Source organism: Geodermatophilus sp. SYSU D00684, from assembly GCF_054050455.1.
The window spans coordinates 19136-41492 of record NZ_JBJGZI010000034.1; the positions used below are offsets into that span (position 1 = coordinate 19136).

Annotated in this window: 20 protein-coding genes, 1 tRNA gene and 1 pseudogene; 6 read left to right on the forward strand and 16 right to left on the reverse strand. The window is 77.1% G+C overall.

The window, feature by feature from the left end; genetic code table 11:
* Positions 1–70: 70 nt before the first annotated feature.
* The 3 genes from selB to ACI79L_RS20795 form a co-directional block, all read right to left on the reverse strand.
* The gene (gene selB, locus ACI79L_RS20785; RefSeq protein WP_456938613.1) at positions 71–1816 is read right to left on the reverse strand and encodes a selenocysteine-specific translation elongation factor; all 1746 of its coding nucleotides are present in this window, start codon (positions 1814–1816) and stop codon (positions 71–73) included.
* Between the two features lie 5 nt (positions 1817–1821).
* Complete coding sequence (gene selA / locus ACI79L_RS20790) at positions 1822–3132, reverse strand: L-seryl-tRNA(Sec) selenium transferase (protein ID WP_456938614.1); 1311 nt, start codon at positions 3130–3132, stop codon at positions 1822–1824.
* 37 nt (positions 3133–3169) lie between these two features.
* Positions 3170–3265 (reverse strand) — tRNA-OTHER (locus ACI79L_RS20795).
* 29 nt (positions 3266–3294) lie between these two features.
* Here ACI79L_RS20795 and selD point away from each other — a divergent pair.
* The 5 genes from selD to ACI79L_RS20820 all read left to right on the forward strand — a co-directional run bounded on the left by selD (position 3295) and on the right by ACI79L_RS20820 (position 6835).
* Positions 3295–4296, forward strand: a complete 1002-nt coding sequence (gene selD, locus ACI79L_RS20800) for a selenide, water dikinase SelD (RefSeq protein ID WP_456938642.1) — start codon at positions 3295–3297, stop codon at positions 4294–4296.
* Between the two features lie 63 nt (positions 4297–4359).
* Positions 4360–4938: a hypothetical protein gene (locus tag ACI79L_RS20805; RefSeq protein WP_456938615.1), complete on the forward strand. Its 579-nt coding sequence runs from the start codon at positions 4360–4362 to the stop codon at positions 4936–4938.
* Between the two features lie 137 nt (positions 4939–5075).
* Entirely contained in the window at positions 5076–5651 is a 576-nt protein-coding gene (locus ACI79L_RS20810; protein ID WP_456938616.1) for a hypothetical protein, read from the forward strand.
* 60 nt (positions 5652–5711) lie between these two features.
* Positions 5712–6677, forward strand: coding sequence for a zinc-binding dehydrogenase (locus ACI79L_RS20815; RefSeq protein ID WP_456938617.1), 966 nt, complete (start codon positions 5712–5714; stop codon positions 6675–6677).
* Positions 6678–6691: 14 nt separating this feature from the next.
* Positions 6692–6835, forward strand: a complete 144-nt coding sequence (locus ACI79L_RS20820; protein WP_456938618.1) for a hypothetical protein — start codon at positions 6692–6694, stop codon at positions 6833–6835.
* Here the strand turns inward: ACI79L_RS20820 and ACI79L_RS20825 are convergent.
* The 4 genes from ACI79L_RS20825 to lepA form a co-directional block, all read right to left on the reverse strand.
* Positions 6804–8552, reverse strand: a complete 1749-nt coding sequence (locus ACI79L_RS20825; RefSeq protein WP_456938619.1) for an MFS transporter — start codon at positions 8550–8552, stop codon at positions 6804–6806. The two genes, ACI79L_RS20820 and ACI79L_RS20825, sit on opposite strands and share 32 nt — an antisense overlap.
* A complete protein-coding gene (locus tag ACI79L_RS20830) occupies positions 8521–9222 on the reverse strand; it encodes an LppX_LprAFG lipoprotein (protein ID WP_456938620.1) in 702 nt (233 codons plus the stop codon). Before ACI79L_RS20830 ends, ACI79L_RS20825 begins: the two co-directional genes overlap by 32 nt.
* Before the next feature lie 62 nt (positions 9223–9284).
* Entirely contained in the window at positions 9285–9941 is a 657-nt protein-coding gene (locus ACI79L_RS20835; protein ID WP_456938621.1) for an MOSC domain-containing protein, read from the reverse strand.
* Positions 9938–11767, reverse strand: coding sequence for a translation elongation factor 4 (gene lepA / locus ACI79L_RS20840; protein ID WP_456938622.1), 1830 nt, complete (start codon positions 11765–11767; stop codon positions 9938–9940). Before lepA ends, ACI79L_RS20835 begins: the two co-directional genes overlap by 4 nt.
* 180 nt (positions 11768–11947) lie before the next feature.
* Here lepA and rpsT point away from each other — a divergent pair, with 180 nt between their 5' ends.
* Positions 11948–12208 carry a 30S ribosomal protein S20 gene (gene rpsT / locus ACI79L_RS20845; RefSeq protein WP_456938623.1) on the forward strand — a complete coding sequence of 87 codons (261 nt, stop codon included), beginning with the start codon at positions 11948–11950 and terminating at the stop codon, positions 12206–12208.
* A 91-nt stretch (positions 12209–12299) separates the two neighbouring features.
* Here rpsT and holA read toward each other — a convergent pair whose 3' ends face one another.
* The 9 genes and pseudogenes from holA to ACI79L_RS20890 all read right to left on the reverse strand — a co-directional run bounded on the left by holA (position 12300) and on the right by ACI79L_RS20890 (position 22351).
* On the reverse strand, positions 12300–13301 hold the full coding sequence (holA, locus tag ACI79L_RS20850) for a DNA polymerase III subunit delta (protein WP_456938624.1): 1002 nt from the start codon (positions 13299–13301) through the stop codon (positions 12300–12302).
* Between the two features lie 313 nt (positions 13302–13614).
* Positions 13615–15720, reverse strand: a pseudogene (locus tag ACI79L_RS20855) (ComEC/Rec2 family competence protein); the annotation flags it as partial.
* A complete protein-coding gene (locus tag ACI79L_RS20860) occupies positions 15717–16601 on the reverse strand; it encodes a ComEA family DNA-binding protein (protein WP_456938625.1) in 885 nt (294 codons plus the stop codon). The gene ACI79L_RS20860 and the pseudogene ACI79L_RS20855, both read right to left, overlap by 4 nt.
* A 135-nt stretch (positions 16602–16736) precedes the next feature.
* Positions 16737–17591 carry a DegV family protein gene (locus ACI79L_RS20865; RefSeq protein WP_456938626.1) on the reverse strand — a complete coding sequence of 285 codons (855 nt, stop codon included), beginning with the start codon at positions 17589–17591 and terminating at the stop codon, positions 16737–16739.
* A gap of 70 nt (positions 17592–17661) precedes the next feature.
* Positions 17662–18405 (reverse strand): histidine phosphatase family protein, encoded by a 744-nt coding sequence (locus ACI79L_RS20870; protein WP_456938627.1) that lies wholly within the window; start codon positions 18403–18405, stop codon positions 17662–17664.
* Positions 18402–18995 (reverse strand): ribosome silencing factor, encoded by a 594-nt coding sequence (gene rsfS / locus ACI79L_RS20875; protein WP_456938628.1) that lies wholly within the window; start codon positions 18993–18995, stop codon positions 18402–18404. The genes ACI79L_RS20870 and rsfS overlap by 4 nt, the downstream gene beginning before the upstream one ends.
* Positions 18992–19714 carry a nicotinate-nucleotide adenylyltransferase gene (nadD, locus tag ACI79L_RS20880; RefSeq protein ID WP_456938629.1) on the reverse strand — a complete coding sequence of 241 codons (723 nt, stop codon included), beginning with the start codon at positions 19712–19714 and terminating at the stop codon, positions 18992–18994. The genes rsfS and nadD overlap by 4 nt, the downstream gene beginning before the upstream one ends.
* Positions 19715–20012: 298 nt before the next feature.
* Positions 20013–21464, reverse strand: coding sequence for a vWA domain-containing protein (locus ACI79L_RS20885; protein ID WP_456938630.1), 1452 nt, complete (start codon positions 21462–21464; stop codon positions 20013–20015).
* Positions 21464–22351 (reverse strand): AAA family ATPase, encoded by an 888-nt coding sequence (locus tag ACI79L_RS20890; RefSeq protein WP_387985364.1) that lies wholly within the window; start codon positions 22349–22351, stop codon positions 21464–21466. Before ACI79L_RS20890 ends, ACI79L_RS20885 begins: the two co-directional genes overlap by 1 nt.
* Positions 22352–22357: the final 6 nt, after the last annotated feature.

Sequence of the window (22357 nt, forward strand, 5' to 3'; positions counted from 1 at the left end):
TGCTCTGCCCCGCCCACGGGGGCAGAGCACGAGCGGCGACGGAACGGACCCACCGAGGTGGCGCGCCGGGTCAGCGGAGCCGGCGGGAGGCGTCGGGCAGCCGCTCGGTGACCCCGCGCGCGTCGAGCCACTCCATGAGCGGCACGGCCACCCGCCGGGTCGTCCCCCACGCCGAGCGCGCCTGGCTGAGCGTGAACGGCTGCGGCACCGCGGCCAGCCGCGCGCGGGCGGCCTCCTCCACGCCCGGCGCCAGGTAGACGCCGTCGGCGATGCGCACCAGCTGCCCGTCGCGCACCGCGGCCGCCAGCTCGCGCGGGCCGAGCCGGGCGGCGCGCAGCTCGTCGGCGTCCGGGGCGGCGAACGGATCGGCGGCCAGCCGCGCCCGGATCGCGTCGACCGCCCGCTGCACGGCCGGCGGCAGCCCGGCGGCGGCCACGACCACCCGGCCCTCGCGCAGCGCCAGCGGCGGCCGCACGACCAGGGCAACCAGGTCGTCGTCGGGGAGGTCCAGCTCCCGGCGGACGACGGCGACCGGTGGCCCCGGCACCAGCGGGTGCGCCTGCCGGTGCGCGGCCACCAGCCCCGGCACCCGGCGGGCCAGCTCGCCGACCAGCCCCGGCGCCAGCAGCCACGGCCCGGCGCGGACGGCGTCGTCCGGCACCGGCCAGCCCATCGCGGTGAAGTCGTCGGCGCGCACCACCCGGCGGCGGGCGAGGTCGGCGGCCGCCCCGGCCGGCCCGGGCTGCTGGCGGCCCAGCTCGCCGGCCCGCTGCCGGGCCGCGCCGCGGCGGCGCAGCTCGGGCGGGGCGACGTCGCGGACGTCGGCGCCGAGCACCCGCCGGGCGCCCGGGTCGCGCAGCAGCACCCGGTCCCCGACCCGCAGCGGCAGCGGGGCGGCCAGCCGCAGCCGCACCGCCCGCCCGTCCAGCGGGCGCAGCCGCACCGGCACCGCCGCCGAGCCGACGTGCAGCACCGCCTCGGCCGGCAGCCGGCCCTCGGGCGCGCGGGCCAGGACGACGTCGGCCTCCGCGGTGGACCGGAACGCGCCGGGGGTGAGCAGCGCGTCGCCGCGGGCGAGGTCCTCGACGGCGACCCCGCGCAGGTTCAGCGCCACCCGCGCGGTCGCGGTGGCCCGCTCGACCGGACGGCCCAGCGACTGCACGCCACGCACGCCCACCTCCCGGTCGCCGAGCCGCAGCCGGTCGCCGGGCGCCACGGTGCCCGCGGCCAGGGTGCCGGTGACGACGGTGCCCGCGCCGCGGATGGGGAACGCGCGGTCGATCCACAGCCGCACCGGCGCGCCGGCGTCCGGCGCGGGCAGCCCGGCCAGCAGCGCGCCGAGGGCGGCGGTCAGCTCGGGGACGCCCCGGCCGGTCGGCGCGCTCACCGCCACGCCGGGCACGGCGCCCATCGACGTCGCGGCCAGCCGCTCGGTCGCGTCGGCGAGCACGGGCGCGGGGTCGGCGAGGTCGGCCTTGGTGACGGCGAGCAGCGCGTGCCGCACGCCGAGCGCGTCGAGGACGGCGACGTGCTCGGCGGTCTGCGGCGACCAGCCGTCGTCGGCGGCGACCACGACCAGCGCGGCCGGCACCGACCCGACGCCGGCGAGCATGTTGCCGACGAACCGCTCGTGCCCGGGCACGTCGACGACGGCCAGCACCCGGCCCGAGGGCAGCGTCGTCCAGGCGAACCCGAGGTCGATGGTCAGGCCGCGGCGGCGCTCCTCCTCCCACCGGTCGGGCTCCATGCCGGTGAGCGCGCGGACCAGCGTCGACTTGCCGTGGTCGACGTGCCCGGCGGTCGCGATCACGTCCATGCCGCTCAGGGACACCGGCCGGCCACCTCCAGCACCGCGGCGGCGAGGTCGTCGTCGGCCGGCGGCGGTACGCTGCGCAGGTCGAGCAGGGTGCGCCCGTCGGCCACGTACCCGACGACCGGGCGGGCGCCGAGCCGCAGCGGCTCGGCGAACTCCTCGGGCAGCGAGACCGCGGCGCTGGGCAGCGGGTGCTCGGGCGCCCCTCCCCCGCCGACCCGGGCGGCGGAGTCCACCGCGTGCGCGTCGACCCCGGCGGCGGCCAGCCGCCCCGCCAGCGCCCGCGCCCGGGCCCGCAGCCCCGCGACGTCCGCGGCGAGCATCTGCTGCACCGGCGGCTGCGGGCCGCGCAGCGTGGCCTCCAGCGCGGCCAGTGTCGTCTTGTCGACCCGCAGCGCCCGGTACAGCGGGTGCCGGCGCAGCCGCTGCACCAGGTCGGCGCGGCCGAGCACCAGGCCGGCCTGCGGGCCGCCGAGCAGCTTGTCGCCGCTGGCGAGCACCAGGTCGGCGCCGTCGGCCAGCGTCGTCTGCAGGTCCGGCTCGTCGGGCAGCGCCGGGTGCGGCCGCAGCAGCCCGGAGCCGACGTCGGCCACCAGCGGCACGCCGCTGTTCGCCAGCGCCTCGGCCAGCTCGTGCACCGGCACGGCCCGCGTGAAGCCGCGGACGACGAAGTTCGACGGGTGCACCTTGAGCACCGCGCCGGTGTCCTCGTGCAGCGCGTCGCGGTAGTCGTCGAGGGTCACCCGGTTCGTCGTCCCCACCTCGCGCAACCGGGCGCCGGTCGACTCGAGCAGGGCGGGGATGCGGAAGCCGTCGCCGATCTCGACCAGCTCGCCGCGGGCGATGACCAGCTCGCCGCCCAGCGCGGTGGCCACCAGGGCCAGCGCGGCCGCGCAGTTGTTCACCACCAGCGCGGCCTGCGCGGCGGGGACGGCGGCCAGCAGCGCGGCGATCGCCGCCTCGCCGCGCGGCCCGCGTCGGCCGGTGGTCAGGTCCAGCTCCACGTCGGTGGTGCCACTGGCCGCGACCACCGCCTCGACGGCCGCGGGCGACAGCGGCGCCCGCCCGAGGTTGGTGTGCACGAGGACGCCGGTGGCGTTGAGCACCGGGCGCAGGGCTGACGCGGTCGAGGGCAGGCCGGCGAGGACCGCGGCGACCGCGTCGCCGGGCGCGAGCTCGCCCGCGCGGACGCGGGACTGCACCGCGCGGACGGCGTCCTTGACCAGCTCCCGGCCCAGCCGCGACGCGGCGTCGGCCAGCGCCGGGTCGGCCAGCAGCGTGTCGGTGCGGGGCACTGCCCGCCGCGGGTCGGCGCTCATCGCTGCGGAGCGTATGCGCGCCGGCCCGCGGGGAGGCTGGCGGAGGCGGACGGGAATCGAACCCGCCTGACCGAGTTGCTCGGCCACGTCGGCTTTAGAGGCCGCGGGGGCCACCAGGCGCCCTGACGCCTCCACCGGCCAGCCTACGGTGGGGCCGTGACCATCGCCCCGGAGAAGGTCCGGCTGACCCGGTTCGCCCACGGCGGCGGCTGCGCCTGCAAGATCCCGCCCGGCGAGCTCGAGGCCGTCGTCGCGGGGCTCACGCACACCGGCCCGGCCGACCCGGCGGCCGAGCTGGTCGTCGGCCTCGACGACGGCGACGACGCGGCCGTCGTCCGGATCGCCGGCGGGCAGGGCCTGGTGCTCACCACCGACTTCTTCACCCCGGTCGTCGACGACGCGTACACCTTCGGCCGGATCGCCGCGGCCAACGCGCTGTCCGACGTCTACGCGATGGGCGGCACCCCGGTGGTCGCGGTCAACCTGCTCGGCTGGCCGCGGGACGTGCTGCCCGCCGAGCTCGCCGCCGAGGTGCTGCGCGGCGGGCTCGAGGCGGCGCAGGAGGCGGGCTGCCACGTCGGCGGCGGGCACTCGATCGACGACCCCGAGCCCAAGTACGGCATGGCCGTCACCGGTGTTCTCGACCTCGACCGGGTCATCCGCAACGACGCCGCCGTCGCCGGGACGCCGCTGTCGCTGACCAAGCCGCTCGGCGTCGGCGTGCTCAACAACCGGATGAAGGCCACCGGCGAGGTCAGCGAGGAGGCGGTGGCCTCGATGACCGCGCTCAACCGGGACGCCTCGCGCGCCGCGCTGGCCGCCGGCATCCGCGCGGGCACGGACGTCACCGGCTTCGGCCTGCTCGGCCACCTCTACAAGATGGCGCGCGCCAGCGGGGTGACCGCGGTGGTCGACGCCGCCGCCGTCCCCTACCTGGCCGGCGCCCGCGAGGCGCTGGCCGGCGGGTTCGTCTCCGGCGGCACCCGGCGCAACCTCGACTGGGTGCGCCCGCACACCGACCTGTCCGCCGTCGGCGAGGACGAGGCGCTGCTGCTGGCCGACGCGCAGACCTCCGGCGGGCTGCTGCTGGCCGGCGAGGTGCCCGGCGCCCCGGTGGTCGGCGAGTTCGTCCCGCGCGGCGAGCACGTCGTCGTCGTCCGCTAGGCCCTTCCGCCGCCCGGCGGCGGCTGCCATCCTCCGCGCCCGGCAGCGGCGGAGGAGGACGGCGTGCGGTGGATCGGAGGCCTGGCGGCGGTGCTGCTGGCCGGGTGCGGCGGGCAGCCGGCGGCGGTCCCGCGGGCCACGCCGACGACCCCGGCCGCGCCGGACGAGAGAGGCACCGGGTACGCCAGCGCGTTCCTCGGCGCCGGCGGCGACAGCGGCAGCGACGACCTCTTCGTGCACGTCACCGTGTTCGACCCGCCGGACGCCGACGCCTTCGGCAACGGCGAGTTCTTCGTCCTCGGCTGGGACTGCCTGACCGAGGAGCGGGTCCCCGCGACCGTCGCCGGCCTGGACTCCGCCACCGCCCGCGGGGAGCTGGCGCTGACCTGCGGGTCGCACACGCGGCCGGGCGAGGTCACCGGCACCGCGGTGGTGGACCTGACGTGGACCGCGGAGGGCCCCGGCCACGAGTACACCCTCGACAGCCCCGACGGCGCCTGCCGCGAGCTGCTCACCGACCGGCACGCCGTGGTGACCGGGCAGGTGCGCGTCGTCGTGCCCGAGCTCGGCTACGACGGCGTCGCGGTCACCCTGGCCGCCGACGACGACTCGCTCGCCCGGGGCGTCCCGGCCTGCCCCTGACCGGTCCCGGCGCGTCCGGCGTGACGCGCCGTCGTCCGGTTCCACCGCACACGGATCCGTTCCGCGCCCCGTCCACCGCTGCCACCCTGCCGCCCGCGCCGGAGCCGGACGGTCCGGGCGGCGCGGAGGAGGACGACATGCGGACGCGGACGGCCGGCGCCGTGACACTGCTGCTGGCTGCCGGTGCCCTGGGCACGCTGACCGGCACCGCGGCAGCGGCGCCACCCGACGGACGCGGGGCGACGACGAGCTGGTACGCCACGACGCGGGTGGACGGCGGCGACCTCTCCGTCGACGCGACGGTCACCGGCGGTCGGGACGGCGGGGCGGTCGCCGACGTCGCCGTCTTCCTCGGGGGGCTGCGCTGCGTGCCCCTCGAGGACCTCGACGTCGACCTCGTGCAGCTGGACTCGGCAGCGCTGTCCGGGGAATCGGCCATGAGCTGCACGCCGGAGGGTGGGCAGGGTGCCGTCCCGGTGGGGGCGCACCTGACGATCGACCTCGTCTGGACCGGGGCCGGGGACGTGCGGCGCCTCCCGCTGACCGGGTCACTCGACCACTGCGTCGGCCGCTTCCTCGAACGGGACGCCGAGGTGACCGGCTCGGTGACGGTCACGGTCGAGGGCGGCACGCGGTACACCGTGATGGGCGACGCCGCCGGCGACGTCGCGCTGCGCTGGCAGCACGTGGCCTGCCCGCCGCCGGCCGCCTGAGTCCCGCCCGTCCGGCGGGCGCGGTCGCCCGCCGGACGGGGGTGTCCTAACGTCCGGCGCATGCGCGCCGTCTTCGTCTCCACGCCCTCGCCCGACGACCCGCTCTCCGTCCTGGAGGTCGGCGACCGGCCCGAGCCGGAGGTGCCCGACGGCTGGACGACGGTGCAGGTCAAGGCGGTCTCGCTCAACCACCACGACCTGTTCAGCCTGCGCGGCATCGGCCTGCCTCAGGAGCGGATGCCGATGATCCTGGGCACCGACGCGGCCGGGCTGGACGAGGACGGCAACGAGGTCGTCGTCCACGGCGTCGTCGCCACCCCCGGCTGGACCGGCGACGAGACGCTCGACCCGAAGCGCACGCTCTTCTCCGAGCTGTACCAGGGCACGATGGCCGAGCGGGTCGCCGTCCCCCGGCGCAACGTGCTGCCCAAGCCCGCCGAGCTGTCCTTCGCCGAGGCCGCCTGCCTGCCCACCGCCTGGCTGACCGCCTACCGGATGCTCTTCGTCCGCTCCGGCCTGCGGCCCGGCCAGACCGTGCTCGTGCAGGGCGCCAGCGGCGGCGTCGCCACCGCGCTGGTCGTCCTGGGCAGGGCCGCCGGCTACCGGATGTGGGTCACCGGCCGCAGCGAGGAGAAGCGCGCGGCCGCACTCGAGCTCGGCGCCGAGCAGGCGTTCGAGACCGGCGCCCGGCTGCCGGAGCGGGTCGACGGCGTCATGGAGACGGTCGGCAAGGCGACCTGGTCGCACAGCGTCAAGTCGCTCAAGCCCGGCGGGGTGGTCGTCATCTCCGGCGCCACCACCGGCTACGACCCGGGCGCCGAGCTGAACCGGGTGTTCTTCACCCAGCTGTCGGTGGTCGGCTCCACCATGGGCACCCGCGACGAGCTGGAGTCGCTGGTCCGGATGTGCACGGTGACCGGCGTCCGCCCGGTCATCGACGTCGAGCTGCCGCTGGAGGAGGCCCGTGAGGGCTTCGGCCGCATGCTCGAGGGCCGCACCGCCGGGAAGATCGTCTTCACGCTCTGACGAGGAGGCCGGCCGTGGCCAGGACGGCGCGGGTGTGGCGGGGCTGGGTCCGCACCGGGGACGCCGACGCCTACGCCGTCTACCACCCCGAGGACGACCGGTACCTCGCGCAGCGCGAGGACACCGTCACGCACCACGAGGTGCGCGAGCCCGGCTGACCTCGTGCAGCAGCACGAGCGCCGCGACCGCCGCCAGCGCGGCCGCGACCGCGGCGCCGGCGAAGACGGTGTGCAGCTGGGTGAGGACGGCCTGGTCGACGGCCGCGTCGTAGGCGGGGCAGTCGGCCGGGGTGTCCGGGCAGACGGTCAGCGGCGAGCCGATCGCCGCCACCTCGGCGGTGAACCGGCGCAGCGCCACCGCGGTGAGCAGCGACAGCCCGACCAGCATGCCCACGGTCCGGGCGACGACGGCCAGCGCGCTGGCGCTGCCGTGCACGGCCGGCCCGGTGACCGCCAGCAGCACCGCGTTGACCGGCGCGATCGCCAGGCCGAACCCGAGCCCGGCGGCCAGCAGCACGACCGTGGACCACCACCGGTCCAGCGACGTCTCGTCCCAGCCGGTCATCGCCCACAGCGCCAGTGCGGCCAGCACCATGCCGCCGGCCGCGACCAGCCGCGGGGGCAGCACCCGGCACAGCCAGCCGCCGGCGACCGCGCCCACCGGGACCGCGACCAGCAGCCGGACCAGCACGAGCGCGGCGCCGAGCTGGTCGCCGGGCGTCGTCGTCGCGCGGGCGAACAGCGGGACGTCGACCAGCGCGGCCACCAGCGCCACCCCGACCAGCAGGTTGACCAGCAGCGCTCCCCACGCGCCGGGCGGCCGCAGCGCGCCCAGCGGCAGCACCGGGTCGGCCGCGCGCCGCTCGTGCAGCCAGAAGCCGGCGGCGGCCAGCGCGGCGACCGGCAGCAGCACCGGGCCGTACGCGACGACCTCGGTGGCCGGGTCGGCCGCGGCGAACGCCCACACCAGGGCCCCGAGCGCGACGACGGCGAGCAGCGAGCCCAGCACGTCGACCTCGCGGACCAGCCGCGGCACCCCGCGCAGCGGCAGCACCGCGCCGGCGGGGTGCGCGAGGCTGCGCGCCACCAGCGCCAGGCCGGCGGCGACCGCGACGAGGACCAGCGGCGTCGAGGCCGTCACGCCGTCGGCCAGCGGCACCCAGGCCAGGCCGAGGGTGACGTCCTCGGCCAGCGCGGCCGGCTCGGCCAGCTGCAGGCCCGCGGCGGCGCCGCAGAGCAGCAGCAGGAGCAGGCCGACGGGGTCGGGCCGCCGGCCGCCGCCGGTGAGCACCACCCCGGCGGCGAGCACCAACCCGAGCAGCAGGTTGAGCCAGAAGACCGCCCGCCAGTCGCTGACCGCGAGCACCGCGGCGCCGGCCAGCGGGCCGAGCACCGCACCGGCCTCCTGCACCGCGCCGACGAGGCCCAGCGGCACCGCCCGGCGCTCGGGCGGCCACCGGTCGGCGACCAGCGCCAGCGTGGCCGGGACCAGCCCGCCGGCGCCCACGCCCTGCAGGCCGCGGCCGGCGACGGCCGGGCCCAGGTCGGTCGCCGTCGCGGTCAGCAGCGAGCCCAGCGCGAACAGCAGCAGGCAGCCGGCCAGCACCGGCACCCGGCCGCGCAGGTCGGCCAGCCGGCCCAGCAGCGGCAGCGTGGCCGTGTAGCCGAGCAGGAAGCCGCCGACGATCGGCGTCGCCCGCTGCAGCTCGTCGATGCCGACGCCGACCCCGGCGAGGATGTCCGGCAGCGCCAGGACGACGACGTAGGTGTCGGCCGCGGTGACCAGCACCGCCAGCGTGGCGAGGACGACCAGCGGCAGCCCCGGGACCGCGGGCGCCCGGGACTCAGCCGACAGGCGGTGCGGTGATCTCGACATCGTCGCCGGGGTCGGAGAGCTCGAGGGTGAAGGTGGCGTCCTGGTCGGCGGCGTAGAACGGGCCGGTCAGCTCGGCGCGGCGCAGCTCACCCGACTCGGGAGCCACGGAGAAGCGGGCCTCCACCGGCTGGCTCGGGTCCTCGCTGGTGAGCACCTGCTCGACCAGGTCGCCCGGGATCTGCGCGGTCACCTCGCGCACCACCTCGCCGTCGACGCGGCGCTCCTCCCCCAGCTCGGCGGCGTCGGCCTGGGCGAGCAGCTGCGAGATGCCGGTGTCGGGGTCCAGCAGCGCGCCGGGGTCGCCGAAGCCGAACTGCGCGGGGTCGACGACGCTGTAGCCGCTGGTGAACGGCAGCTGCGCGTAGACGGTGCCGTCGACCGAGACGACGGCGAGGTCGAGCGCCGAGCCGACGGCCAGCACCTGCAGCGTGCCCTCGAACGACGCCGGGCGGAGGACGTCGCCCTCGCCGCCGACCAGGGCGGTGCCGGTGGTGGGCGCGCCCTCGCTGGTGAGCACGAAGTGCAGAGCCTCCGTCTCGTCGAGCGTGGTCTTCGCGCGGGCGAGCAGGTCGGAGGCGGACTCCTCCGGCTCGCTCCCGCCGCAGCCGGCCAGCGCGGACACCGCGACCACCAGCCCGGTCGCCGTCGCGGCAGCACGGCGCAGCACCATCGTCGTCCTCCCCGTCCGTGCCGGGGGGCTCCCGGCGCGGGCACGGTAGCGCGCGCCGCGGGTCAGGCCGGGGCGGCGGCCCTCGCGGCGATCCGCGCGGCGAGCTTGGGCTGGTCCTTGACCGGGAACGACGCCAGCGCGGGCTCGAGCCGGCCGATCCGGTACCGCTGGGTGGTGAGCGCGCGGAAGGCGAGGCCGGCGGTGACGCCGTGGTCCGGCCGGTCGACGACGGCGACCTCGTCCCCCGCGCCGACGTCGCCGGTCTGGAGCACCCGCAGGTAGGCGCCGGTGGCGCCGTGCGCGGTGAACCGCTTGACCAGGTCCGGGACGTCCCAGAAGCGGGCGAAGTTGGCGCACGGGATGCGCGGCGCGGTCACCTCGAGCAGCGCCGTCCCCACCCGCCAGCGCTCGCCGATGACCGCCTCGGTGAGGTCCACACCCGCCGTCCGCAGGTTCTCGCCGAAGCGGCCCGGCGGCAGGTCGCGGCCGAGGTCGGCGGCCCACCAGTCGGCGTCCTCCTGGGCGTAGGCGTAGACCGCCTGCCCCTCCCCGCCGTGGTACTTGCGGTTGACCTGGACGTCGCCGTCCAGGCCCAGCTCGCCGACGGCGACGCGGCCGGGCCGCGGCCGCTTGTCGATGCCGCTGCGGCCGGGCCGGCGCCCGGGGAGCGGGAGCAGGTCGGAGCCGGAGACGCAGACGGCGAGGAGCCGGCCGCTCACTTCTTCGCGGCGGAGGGCTCGTTGGTGGAGAGCGCGGCGACGAACGCCTCCTGGGGGACCTCGACGCGGCCGACCATCTTCATCCGCTTCTTGCCCTCCTTCTGCTTCTCCAGCAGCTTCCGCTTGCGGGTGATGTCACCGCCGTAGCACTTGGCGAGGACGTCCTTGCGGATGGCGCGGACGGTCTCGCGGGCGATCACGCGGGAGCCGACGGCGGCCTGGATGGGCACCTCGAACTGCTGCCGGGGGATGAGCTCGCGCAGCTTGCCGGCCATCATCACGCCGTAGCCGTACGCCTTGTCCTTGTGGACGATGGCGCTGAACGCGTCGACGGCCTCGCCCTGCAGCAGGATGTCCACCTTGACCAGCGAGGACTCCTGCTCACCGGCCTCGGAGTAGTCGAGGCTGGCGTAGCCGCGGGTGCGCGACTTCAGGGCGTCGAAGAAGTCGAAGATGATCTCGCCGAGGGGCAGCGTGTAGCGCAGCTCGACGCGGGACTCGCTGAGGTAGTCCATGCCGCCGAGCTGGCCGCGCCGGCTCTGGCACAGCTCCATGATCGCGCCGGTGTAGTCGCTGGGCGCGATGATCGTCGCGTTGACGACCGGCTCGTAGACCTCGTCGATCTTGCCCTCGGGCCAGTCGCTGGGGTTGGTGACGGTGTGCTCGGTGCCGTCCTCCATGACCACCCGGTAGACGACGTTGGGCGCCGTGGAGATGAGGCTGATGCCGGCCTCGCGCTCGAGCCGCTCGCGGACGATCTCCAGGTGGAGCAGGCCGAGGAAGCCGACGCGGAAGCCGAAGCCGAGCGCCGCGGACGTCTCCGGCTCGTAGGTCAGGGCCGCGTCGTTGAGCAGCAGCTTGTCCAGCGCCTCGCGCAGCAGCGGGTACTCGCTGCCGTCGATCGGGTAGAGGCCGGAGTAGACCATCGGCTTGGGGTCGCTGTAGCCGCCGATCGGCTCGGCGGCCGGACGGTGCTGCAGCGTGACGGTGTCGCCGACGCGGGACTGGCGGACGTCCTTCACCCCGGTGATGAAGTAGCCGACCTCGCCGACGCCGAGGCCGTCGACCGGCTTGGGCTCGGGCGAGATGACGCCGATCTCGAGCAGCTCGTGGGTGGCGCCGGTCGACATCATCCGGATGCGCTCGCGGCTGGAGATCCGCCCGTCGACGACGCGGACGTAGGTGATGACGCCGCGGTAGATGTCGTAGACCGAGTCGAAGATCATCGCGCGGGCCGGAGCCTCGCCGTCGCCCACCGGCGCGGGGATCTGCGCGACGATCGCGTCCAGCAGCTCCGGCACGCCCTCGCCGGTCTTGCCGCTGACCCGGAGGACGTCCTCGGGATCGCAGCCGATGATGTGCGCGATCTCGGCGGCGTACCGCTCCGGCTGCGCGGCCGGCAGGTCGATCTTGTTGAGGACCGGGATGATCGTGAGGTCGTTCTCCAGGGCCAGGTAGAGGTTGGCCAGGGTCTGCGCCTCGATGCCCTGCGCGGCGTCGACCAGCAGGACCGCGCCCTCGCAGGCGGCCAGCGACCGGGACACCTCGTAGGTGAAGTCGACGTGGCCCGGGGTGTCGATCATGTCGAGGACGTACTCGGTGTCCCCGACCTTCCAGGGCAGGCGCACGTTCTGCGCCTTGATGGTGATGCCGCGCTCGCGCTCGATGTCCATCCGGTCGAGGTACTGCGCGCGCATCTGCCGCGCCTCGATGATCCCGGTCACCTCGAGCATCCGGTCGGCCAGCGTCGACTTGCCGTGGTCGATGTGGGCGATGATGCAGAAGTTCCGGATCCGGGCGGGATCGGTGGCAGCGGGAGTCGTCACAGTGCCGCCATCGTCCCACGACGGGGCAGCGCGGTGGAGCACCGTGCCGGGAAGGGGTCCCCGCGCCCGGGTTGGGACGGCGCGCCGCACGCTGGTAACCTGGCAGGCCGGTCCGCTGACGCATGCCGTCCGGACGCACCGACAGACCCTTTCCCTCCTGCGAGACACCGAGGCTCACGCGTGGCGAACATCAAGTCCCAGATCAAGCGGAACAAGACGAACGAGAAGGCGCGTCAGCGCAACGTCGCCGTCAAGTCCGCCCTGAAGACGGCCGTCCGCCGCTTCCGCGAGGCCGCCGCCGCCGGCGACACCGAGGGCGCGACCACGGCGCTGCAGAAGGCCAGCAAGGCCCTCGACAAGGCCGCCAGCAAGGGCATCATCCACAAGAACCAGGCGGCCAACCGGAAGTCGGGCATGGCCAAGCAGCTGACCAGCCTCTGAGCTGCGTCCAAGCGCTCCCGGGCCCCCGTCCTCCGCACCGGAGGACGGGGGCCCGTCGCTTTCCGGGGCGCGTCCCTGCCGGGACGGGCGCTCAGTAGCCGGCGCGGGCCCGGCCGCGGCCGGTGGTGGCGCGGATGTCGACGATCCGGCGGATGGCCCGCTCGAGCGCGTAGTCGGCGCTCGCGGCCACGCCCTTGACGTCGGCGTTGAGCTCGGCGGCCACCCCGATCGCCTGCTGCAGCCCCTCGATGCTCCAGCCGCGCGCCTGCGTCTGCGCCTTCTTCACCTTCCACGGCGGCAGCTTGAGCGCCCGGGCGAGGTCGCCGGTGTTGGTGGTGTTCAGCGAGGTGACCCGGGCCGCGGTGCGGATGCCGTCGGCGATCGCGTCGGCGATGAGCACGTGCGCGACGCCGCGGTCCAGCGCCCAGCGCAGCGTCTCGATCGAGCCCTGGCGGTCCCCCACCAGCACCTTCTCGGCGACGGTGAAGCCGGTGACCTCGGCCTGCCCGCGGTGGAAGCGGGCGACGGCGTCGGCGTCGATGGTCCCGCCGAAGTCGGCGACCAGCTGGGTGGCCGCCGACGACAGCGCCCGCAGGTCCGCGCCGACCGCGTCGACCAGGGCGGCCACCGCGTCGGGGGTGATCCGGCCGCCGGCCGCGCGCACCTCGTTGCGGACGAACGCCGCCCGGTCGCCGGGCGAGGAGATCTTGGCGCACTCGTCGAGCGCCGCGCCGGCCGTGGTGAACGCCTTGACCAGCGCTTCGTTGCGCTTGCCGCCGTGGTGGACGACGACCAGCGTGAGGTCCGGGTCCGGGTCCTTGCAGTAGCCGGTCAGGGCGTCGACGAGGGCGCTCGCGGCCTCGTGCACGCCGCCGACGACGACCAGCCGGTGCTCGCCGAACAGCGACGGCGCCAGCACGTCGGCGAGCTGGCCGACCGGCAGGCCCGCGGCGACCAGTTCGTGCACCTCCGCGGCGGGGTGGCGCTCGAGGACGGCGGCGCGCACGGCAGCCACGGCGCGGGAGCGCAGCAGCTCCTCCTCGCCGACGACGGCCCGCAGGCGGGAGGTCGGTGCCGGGGGTGCCGCTGCCACGCCCCGATGGTGTCACGGCCCACCGACGGTCCCGCCGCACCGCGGGTCCGCCCGGCACGCCGTCCTCGCCGGTCTGCGCCGCCCCGGCCTGCGCCCCCGGAGTGCCGCGGGCGGCGACGCCCCACTCCCCCGCCGACCCGACGACGGCCAGGTCGCCCTCCCGGTCGGTGCGGTGCACCCGCATCCCGTCCCGGGCCAGCAGCGACAGCAGCCGCGGCGCCGGGTGCCCGTAGGTGTTGTCCGCGCCGACGCTGACCAGCGCCACCCGGGCGCCGGTCGCGGCGAGGAAGGCCGGGTCGGCGTCGGCGCTGCCGTGGTGCGGGACCTTGAGCACGTCGGCGTGCAGGTCCACGCCCCGGTCGAGGACCCGCGCCTCGGCGGCCGCGCTCAGGTCGCCGGTGAGCAGCACCCGCACGCCGCGCACGGTGACCCGCACGACCAGCGAGAGGTCGTTGGGCTCGGCCGCGGCGGTCGCGATCTCCGGTGGCGGCGCCAGCACCTCGAGCCGGGCGCCGCCGACGTCGCGGCGATCGCCGGGGACGAGGACCTCGCGGCGCGCACCGGCCCGGGCGGCCGCGCGGGCCAGGTCGCCGGCGCGGTCGTCGGCCGGGGACAGCGTGCCGGTGGCGAGGACGCCGACCTCCCGCCCGTCCAGCGCGCCGGCCAGCCCGCCGACGTGGTCGGCGTCGAGGTGCGACAGCAGCACCAGCGGCAGCCGGTCGACGCCCAGCCGGTCCAGGCAGCGGTCGACCGGGCCCACGTCCGGGCCGGCGTCGACGAGCACGGCCTCGCCCGGGCCGGTCGGCAGGACCAGCGCGTCGCCCTGCCCGACGTCGCAGGCCACCAGCACGGTCTCCGGCGGCGGCCAGCCGTCGGCGACCTGGCGCAGCGGCCAGCCGAGCAGCACCAGCCCGAGCAGCGCGGCCAGTCCCAGCGGGCGCAGCCGCCGGTACCGCCACAGCGCCAGCCCGGCGGCGAGCAGCAGGACGGTCAGCAGCAGCGCGCCGCCGGTGCCGGCCGGCCAGCCGGTCGCGCCGTCGGGGAGGGCGGCCGCGGTGCGCGCCACGGTGACCAGCCACCGCACCGGCCAGCCCGCCAGCCACACCAGGCCGTCCCCGGCGACCGGCACGACCGGCCCCACGACGGCGGCCAGCAGGCCGAGCACCGTCGCCGGGGCCACGGCGGGCGCGGCGAGCAGGTTGGCCGGCAGCGACACCGGGCTGACCAGCCCGGACAGGCCCGCCACGAGCGGCGCGGTGGCCAGCCCGGCGGCCGCGGCGACCGCCACCGCGTCGGCGGGCGTACGCGGCCAGCCCCGCCGCTGCAGCCGGCGCGACCAGCGGGGCGCCAGCAGCACGATCGCCGCCGTCGCCGCGACCGACAGGGCGAAGCCGGCGTCGCGGGCCAGCCGCGGGTCGAGCAGCAGGAGCACCACCACCGACGCGGCCAGCGCGGGGACCGCCGCCCGCGCCCGGCCGGAGGCCAGCGCCAGGAGGGTGACCGCACCCATGGCCGCCGCCCGGAGGACGCTGGCGTCGGGCCGGACCAGCACCACGAAGCCGGCGAGGACCACGAGGGCCACGACCGCCTGCACCCGGCGGTCGACCGCCCGCCGGCGCAGCGGCGCGAGCACGCCGGTGAGGACGATCGCCACGTTGGCGCCGGAGACCGCGGTGAGGTGGGACAGGCCGGCGCGGCGGAAGTCCTCCTCCAGCACCGGGTCCAGACCGCGGGTGTCGCCGACGACCAGGCCGGGCAGCAGCCCGTCCGCGGGTCCGGGCAGCACGCGCCCGGCGGAGGCGGCCAACCCGTCGCGGACGGCACCCGCGGCGCGCTGCAGCCGGGAGGGCCCCTGCACTGGCTCCGGCGGGCCGCGGGCCGACAGCCGCGCGACGACGCCGTCGGTGGCCGGCGCGGTCGCCACCGCCACCCGGGTGCGCACCACCTGCCCGGGCAGCACGCCGGTCCAGTCCTCGGCCGGCGCGAACAGCACGGCGCCGGCGGTCAGCGACACCGTGGCCGCCCGGTCGGTCGCCGCGGTGACCGTGACGTCGAGGACCAGCCGGGGCGGGCCGACGCCGGCGACGCGCCGCGGGTCGCCGCCGACCTCCAGGACCACGTCGACCGTGCGGCCGGCCGCGACGTCGGCGAGCGGGGAGGCGGCGCGGGCGGCGCCGCGGACGGCGGCGACGGTCGCGGTGGTGGCCACCGCGGCGAGCACGACGAGGAGCACGAGGACGCCGGCCCGTCCCCGGTGCCGGACGAGCAGCACCGCCCCGAGCGACGCCGCGCCGGCCAGGACGAGCAGGACCGGAGGCGACAGCAGGCCGGCGGCGAGGGTGACCGCCCAGGCCGCGGCGGCAGCCGGGACCAGGCGCAGGTCCAGCCACGACCACCGCCGGTCCGGGGAGGCGCTCACACCCGGACCAGGTCGGCCAGCTCGCCGTAGACGGCCGGGCCGATGCCCGGGACGTCGTCGAGCTGCTCGACGCTGGTGAACCGGCCGTGCTGCCCACGGTGGTCGACGATGCGCTGGGCGAGCACCGGGCCGATGCCGGGCAGGGCGTCGAGGTCGGCGACCGTGGCGACGTTGAGGTCCAGCGGCCCGGCGGGGGCGGCTCCCCCGCCGACCGGCGCGGCGGCCACGCCGGGGACACCGACGGCGACCTGCTGCCCGTCGCTGACGACCGCGGCCAGGTTGACCGAGGCGGGGTCGGCCTCGGGGAGGAGACCGCCGGCCGCGGCCACCGCGTCGGCGACGCGGGCGCCCTCCGGCAGTGTCACCAGGCCGGGCGTGACGACGAGGCCCACCACCGAGACGACGACCGTCGTGCGCGCCTCCGCCGCCTCCGCGGGCGCGGGCTCCGTGTCGATGGCCGGGGCCGGCTCGGGCGCCGGCTCCACCTCCGGCCGCTGCAGCCAGGTCCACCCGGCGAGCAGCAGCGCCGCCACCAGGCCGGTGAGCCACAGCGCCGTGCTGCCGCGCCGGCCGGGGTCCACCCGCACCGCGCGCCCGGGCGCCCGGTGCCGGCCGAGCCCGCCCGGCAGCCGCCCGTCCGCCGCGTCGCCGCCCGGGTCGTCGTCGCGGTCGCCATCGAGGTCGTCGAGGTCGTCGAGGTCGTCGTCGGCCCGGTCCCCGCGGGGCTCCGGGCGGCGGAGGAGGGCGACGCCGGTGCGCGGTGGGGACTCGAGCGGGTCGTCGTCGGGCAGCCAGCCCGAGCGCCGGCCCTCGTCGAGCAGCACCCGGAGGCGGGCACGGATGACGTCGGCGGCGGGGTCGCGGCGGGAGGTCAGGCGCACGCGGCGGACGCTAGGCAGCCCGTCCGCCCGGGAGGACCGGTCCGCGGGAGCTGTGGACGGCGGTGCGGGCTGTGGACGGGCACGGGCCGTCCGGCGGCGGCCGGGTGCACGCTGCCCGCCGTGTCCGCCCCTCGCTCAGTCCCCGTCCGCCGGGGTCACCACGACGCCGACCGCACCCGGCCCGACGTGCGCGCCGACCGCCGCCCCCAGCTCGCTGACGTGCAGCTCCCGGACCCCGGGCACGGCGCGCTGCAGCTCGGCGGCCAGGCGCTGCGCACGCTCGGGTGCGGCGAGGTGGTGGACGGCGAGGGAGGCACCGGGGCCGCCGGCGGCCTCCTCCGCGCGCTTCACCAGCCGGGCGAGGGCGCGCGCGGAGGTGCGCACCCGCTCCAGCGGCACGACCCGCCCCTCGGCCACGTGCAGGACCGGCTTGACCGCCAGCGCGGTTCCCAGCAGCGAGGCGGCCGAGCCGATGCGGCCGCCGCGGCGCAGGTGCTCGAGGGTGTCGACGACGAACAGCGTGCGGGTCCGCGCGGCGGTCCGGGCGGCCACGGCGGCGACCTCGGCCGCGGAGGCACCCTCGGCGGCGGCACGGGCGGCGGCGAGGACGGGGAAGCCGGTGCCCATCGCCGTCGACCGCGAGTCGATGACGGTGACGAGGTGCTCCCCCACCTGGGCGGCGGCCATCCGGGCGGCGTCCCAGGTGCTCGACAGCTCGGCGGACAGGTGGACCGACACCACCCGGTCGGCGCCCTCGGCGAGCCGGCGGCGGTAGGCGGCGACGAAGTCGCCCGGGGTGGGCCGCGAGGTCGAGACGTGCTGGCCGCGGGAGGTCAGCGCCCGGGCGACGTCCTCCGGGGTGATCTCGGCGCCCTCCCGGCCGGAGTGCCCGGCGAGGACGACGTAGAGCGGGACCACCTCGATGCCGTATCGCGCGACGAGGTCGGGCGGCAGGTAGGCCGTGGAGTCGGTGACCACGGCGACGGACACCAGGGGAGGCTAGCCCGACGCCGACCGGCGGCCGACGTGCAGGCGGACGGCCGGTGTCGCGCAGGTGTCCTCAGGCGACCGCGTCGGCGTCCTGGGCCGTCGGCGGGGGCGCGGCACCCTCCGGGGTGGCCGCGGCGTCGGCCGGGACGCCGGGGGCCGGTCCCTCGACCCGGCCGGGCAGGGCGGCCACGACGGCGTTGTGCCGCATCAGCCGCCACCGGTCCCCCTGGCGGGCCAGCTCGCTCCAGCCGCAGTTGGCCAGCGACCCGAACACCCGCCGGTGCTGCGGGCCGAGCTCGAGCAGGGCCTCGACGAGCCGGCCGGCGGTCCCGCCGTGGGTGACGACGACGGCCACCTCGGCCGGCGGCAGGTCGCGCAGGGCGGCCAGCGCGCGGCGGGCGACGTCGGCGGCCTCCTCGCCGCCCCGGCCCTGCACCGGCCGGCCCGCGAGCCAGTCGGCGTACTGCTCGGGGTGACGCTCGGCGACCTCGGCGCGGGTGAGCCCCTCCCAGCAGCCCAGCCCGTGCTCGCGCAGCCGCTCGTCCAGCCGCAGCGGCACGCCGAGCAGGCCGGTCAGCGCGGTGGCCGTGTCGGCGGCGCGGACCAGGTCGCTGGCGACGACGATGGTCGTGCCCGCCGCCAGCCCGGCGGCCACCAGGTGCGGCGCGGTGCGGGCGGCCTGGGCGCGGCCCTCCGCGTCCAGCGGCGGGTCCATCTGGCCCTGGAAGCGCCCGGTGGCGTTCCACTCGGTCCGCCCGTGCCGCCAGACGACCAGCCGGGGCACCGGCAGGTCGAGGGCGGCGGGAGCCGTCACCGGCCGGTCGTCCCCGCGTCCCCGTCGACGCCGCCGCCGCGGGCGTCCTCCTGGAGCGGGTCGCCCTCGAGGGCGTCCTCGTCGGCGAGCTCGTCGTCGGTGAGGTCGTCCTCGGTGAGGTCCTCCGTCGGGTCGGGCGCCAGCGGGACCGGGTCGGAGCTGCCGGGGTCGACGTCGTCGGTGGACAGCGTGCCCGTCGCGGTGGGTGCGCCGTCGGCGGCCGGCGGGGCGGCGCGGTCGACGAACGGGATGGTCGGGCAGTCCTTCCACAGCCGCTCGAGGGCGTAGTAGGCGCGCTCCTCGGCGTGCTGGACGTGCACCACGACGTCGACGAAGTCCAGCAGCACCCAGCGGGCCTCGGCGACGCCCTCGCGGCGGACCGGCTTCACGCCGTGCCGGCGCAGGCGCTCCTCGACCTCGTCGACGATGGCCTGCACCTGGCGCTCGTTGGGCGCCGCGGCGAGCACGAACGCGTCGGTGATGGCCAGGCGGTCGCTGACGTCGACGATCGAGACGTCGGTGGCGAGCTTGTCCGCGGCGGCCTGGGCGGCGAGCAGCGCGGTCTCCCGGGCCTCGGCGGAGGCGGTCATCGGGGCACCTCCCGGAGGTGGGCAGACGGTGGGTCGGCGGGGTCGGGGTCGGCCGGGTCCGCGTGCGCGGGGGTGGCCGGGGGGCGGTCGTAGGTGGGCCGGTCGCCGCGTGGGCCCGGCGCGCGCCGGCCGCCGGCGCGGTACAGGCCGCGCTTCTCGATGTACTGCACCACGCCGTCGGGCACGAGGTACCAGACCGGCATGCCGCGGGCCACGCGGTCGCGGCAGTCGGTGGAGCTGATCGCCAGGGCCGGGACCTCGACCAGGCTGACCGCGCCCTCGGGCAGGTGCCCGTCGGCGAGGGCGAACCCGGGGCGGGTGACCCCGATGAAGTGGGCCAGCCGGAGGAACCGGTCGCTGTCGCGCCAGCTGAGGATCTGCGCCAGCGCGTCGGCGCCGGTGATGAAGAACAGCTCGGCGTCGGGACGCTGGGCGTGCAGGTCGGTGAGCGTGTCGATCGTGTACGTCGGGCCCTCGCGGTCGATGTCGACGCGGCTGACGGAGAACCGGGGGTTGGAGGCGGTGGCGATGACGGTCATGAGGTAGCGGTCCTCGGCGGGGCTGACCTCGCGCTCGGTCTTCTGCCAGGGCTGGCCGGTGGGGACGAAGACCACCTCGTCCAGACCGAACAGCCCGGCCACCTCGCTGGCGGCGACCAGGTGCCCGTGGTGGATGGGGTCGAACGTCCCACCCATCACGCCGATCCGGGTTCCCGCCACCGATCGAGCCTATCCGGGCGCCGCACGGGCGGCCCGGCTGCACCCAGCGGACCCGGTCCCGGACGGCCGGGCGCGGGGCGCCTCCGCCCCCGGCCGTCGGGACGGGACCGTCCCGGTCGCGACCGGCACCCCCGTGCCGTCGGTCGCGCCGCCTGCACTCCCGACCGCGACGACGGGAGCACCGGCGGGGCACCGCGTCGCGCCTCGGTGCCCGCGCTGACCAACGGCCCACCCGGCCACCGGTTACGAGAGGTCTCGCAAACGGGTCCCCCGGGCGTGTCGCCGTGACCGAGTGGGGTCAGAGCGTGGTGACGAACTCCGCCAGCTGGGTGGCGTTGCGGCACTCGACCATGTCGACGACCTCGCCGTAGCGGTCCGCGGCGGAGTCGCCGCTCCCCCACAGCCGCCGCGGCTCGGGATTGAGCCAGTGCGCCGAGCGAGCGCGGCGGACCAGGTCGGCGAGCACCGGCAGGCCGGGCTGGCGGTAGTTGGTCCGCCCGTCGCCGAGCACCAGCAGCGAGGTCTTCGGCCCGACGGCGGTGGGCCAGCGGTCGGCGAACACCTCCAGGGCGTTGCCGTAGTCGCTGTGCCCGTCGAAGGCGACGACGTCGGCCTCGCGGCCGATCCGCGCGACGGCGCCGGCCACGTCGGCGCCGGGCCGGAAGAACCGGGTCACCTCGTCGGTGGAGTCGACGAAGGCGAACGCGCGGACGCCGGAGAAGTGCTCGCGCAGCGCCTGGGTGAGCATCAGGGTGAAGTGGCTGAACCCGGCCACCGATCCGCTGACGTCGCAGAGCACGACCAGCTCGGGCTTGTGCACCTTGCGCGGCCGGTGGTGGGTGACCACGGGCACCCCGCCGGTCCCGAGGGAGGCGCGCACCGTCTTGCGGAAGTCCAGCCGGCCCTGGCGGCCCATCCGCCGCCGCGCGGACAGCCGCACCGCGAGCCGGCGGGCCAGCGGCGCCACCGCGCGCCGCAGCTCGGCGAGGTCGGACTGCTGGGCGCGCAGGAAGTCGACCTGCTCGGCCAGCGGCCGCACCGCGCTCTTCGCCACCCGGTCGCGCCCGCGGTCGGCCGCGGCCCGGCGGCGCACCTCGGCGTCGACGGCGGTGCGGAAGGCGGTCAGCCGCTCGCGGACGGTCTGCCGGGCCACCTGCTCGGCCAGCCCGCCGCGGCCGCCGTCGCCGAGCAGACCGGCCAGCAGCTGCGCGACCAGGGTGTCCGGCGACAGCGCCCGCATCACCCGGTAACCGAAGTAGGACTGCCCCGACGGCGACGCCGGCGCCCGCCCGAGCTGCTCGACCGCCTGGCGGGCGAACCGGCGCAGCGCCTCGTCGTCGCCCTCGAGCAGCAGCCGGGCCAGCTGCTCGCGCATCCGCTGGGCCAGGTCGCGCTCGTCGCCGTCGCCGTGCCCGTCGGGCAGGTCGAGGGTCGAGCCGTCATCGGCGTCCGGCTCGCCGTCGGCGGGGTCCGCGCCGTCGTCGGTGGGGCCGGGAGCGGGCCGGTCCGACAGCGGCCACCACAGGTCGAACAGCACGTCGTAGGCCGGGCGCTGCGAGGCGCGCTGCAGCAGCACCGCCGCCAGCCCGTGCCGCAGCTGCTCGCGGTCGAGCAGGTCGACGACGGTGAGGATCTCCGCGGCGTCGACGGCCTGGCTGATCCCGACCGGGATGCCGGCCTCCCGCACCGCCCGCACGAAGCCGTCGAGGTGACCGGCCAGCCCCCCGGGGGACACCGACGGCGCGGACATCAGTTGAGCCGGAGCTCGGCGGCGGCGCGGTCCTGGTCGCTGGCGTGCTTGAGCACCACGCCGAGCGTCGAGCGCACCGCCGTCTCGTCGAGGGTGTCCAGGCCGAGCTCGAGCAGCGTCTGCGCCCAGTCGAGTGTCTCGGAGATCGACGGCGACTTCTTCAGCTCCATCGCCCGCAGCGCCCGGATGGTGCGCACCAGCTGCTCGGCCAGCCCCGGCGCGAGGTCCGGCACCCGCGAGAGCACGATCTCCCGCTCCCGCTCGGCGGAGGGGTAGTCCAGCGACAGGTACAGGCAGCGCCGCTTGAGCGCCTCGGACAGCTCGCGGGTGGCGTTGGAGGTGAGGACGACGGTCGGCCGGCGGGTCGCGGTCACCGTGCCGAGCTCGGGGATCGTCACCTGGAAGTCGCTGAGCACCTCCAGCAGCAGGCCCTCGACCTCGACGTCGGCCTTGTCGGTCTCGTCGATGAGCAGCACGGTCGGCTCGGTGCGCCGGATCGCGGTGAGCAGCGGCCGGGAGAGCAGGAACTCCTCGCCGAAGATGTCGTCGTGGACGGTGTCCCAGTCCGCGCCGTCCCCGCCCTGCGCGGCCTGGATCCGCAGCAGCTGCTTCTTGTAGTTCCACTCGTACAGCGCCCGCGCCTCGTCCAGGCCCTCGTAGCACTGCAGCCGGATCAGCTCCGAGCCCGTGGCCGCGGCCAGTGCCTTGGCCAGCTCGGTCTTGCCGGTGCCCGCCGGGCCCTCGACCAGCAGCGGCTTGCCCAGCCGGTCGGCGAGGAAGACCGTCGTCGCGATCTGCGCGTCGGGCAGGTACCCGGCGGTCGACAGCCGCTTGCTCACGTCGGCCACCGAGGAGAACTGCGGCGACTGGGTCGGCGGGCGGGGCATGCGCGC

Coding starts and splice junctions, on each gene's coding strand:
- selB (WP_456938613.1), bottom strand. CDS start 1,816: ATGGACGTGATCGCGACCGCCGGGCACGTCGACCACGGCAAGTCGACG.
- selA (WP_456938614.1), bottom strand. CDS start 3,132: ATGAGCGCCGACCCGCGGCGGGCAGTGCCCCGCACCGACACGCTGCTG.
- ACI79L_RS20810 (WP_456938616.1), top strand. CDS start 5,076: ATGCGGACGCGGACGGCCGGCGCCGTGACACTGCTGCTGGCTGCCGGT.
- ACI79L_RS20815 (WP_456938617.1), top strand. CDS start 5,712: ATGCGCGCCGTCTTCGTCTCCACGCCCTCGCCCGACGACCCGCTCTCC.
- ACI79L_RS20825 (WP_456938619.1), bottom strand. CDS start 8,552: ATGTCGAGATCACCGCACCGCCTGTCGGCTGAGTCCCGGGCGCCCGCG.
- ACI79L_RS20830 (WP_456938620.1), bottom strand. CDS start 9,222: ATGGTGCTGCGCCGTGCTGCCGCGACGGCGACCGGGCTGGTGGTCGCG.
- rsfS (WP_456938628.1), bottom strand. CDS start 18,995: ATGACCGCCTCCGCCGAGGCCCGGGAGACCGCGCTGCTCGCCGCCCAG.
- ACI79L_RS20885 (WP_456938630.1), bottom strand. CDS start 21,464: ATGTCCGCGCCGTCGGTGTCCCCCGGGGGGCTGGCCGGTCACCTCGAC.
- ACI79L_RS20890 (WP_387985364.1), bottom strand. CDS start 22,351: ATGCCCCGCCCGCCGACCCAGTCGCCGCAGTTCTCCTCGGTGGCCGAC.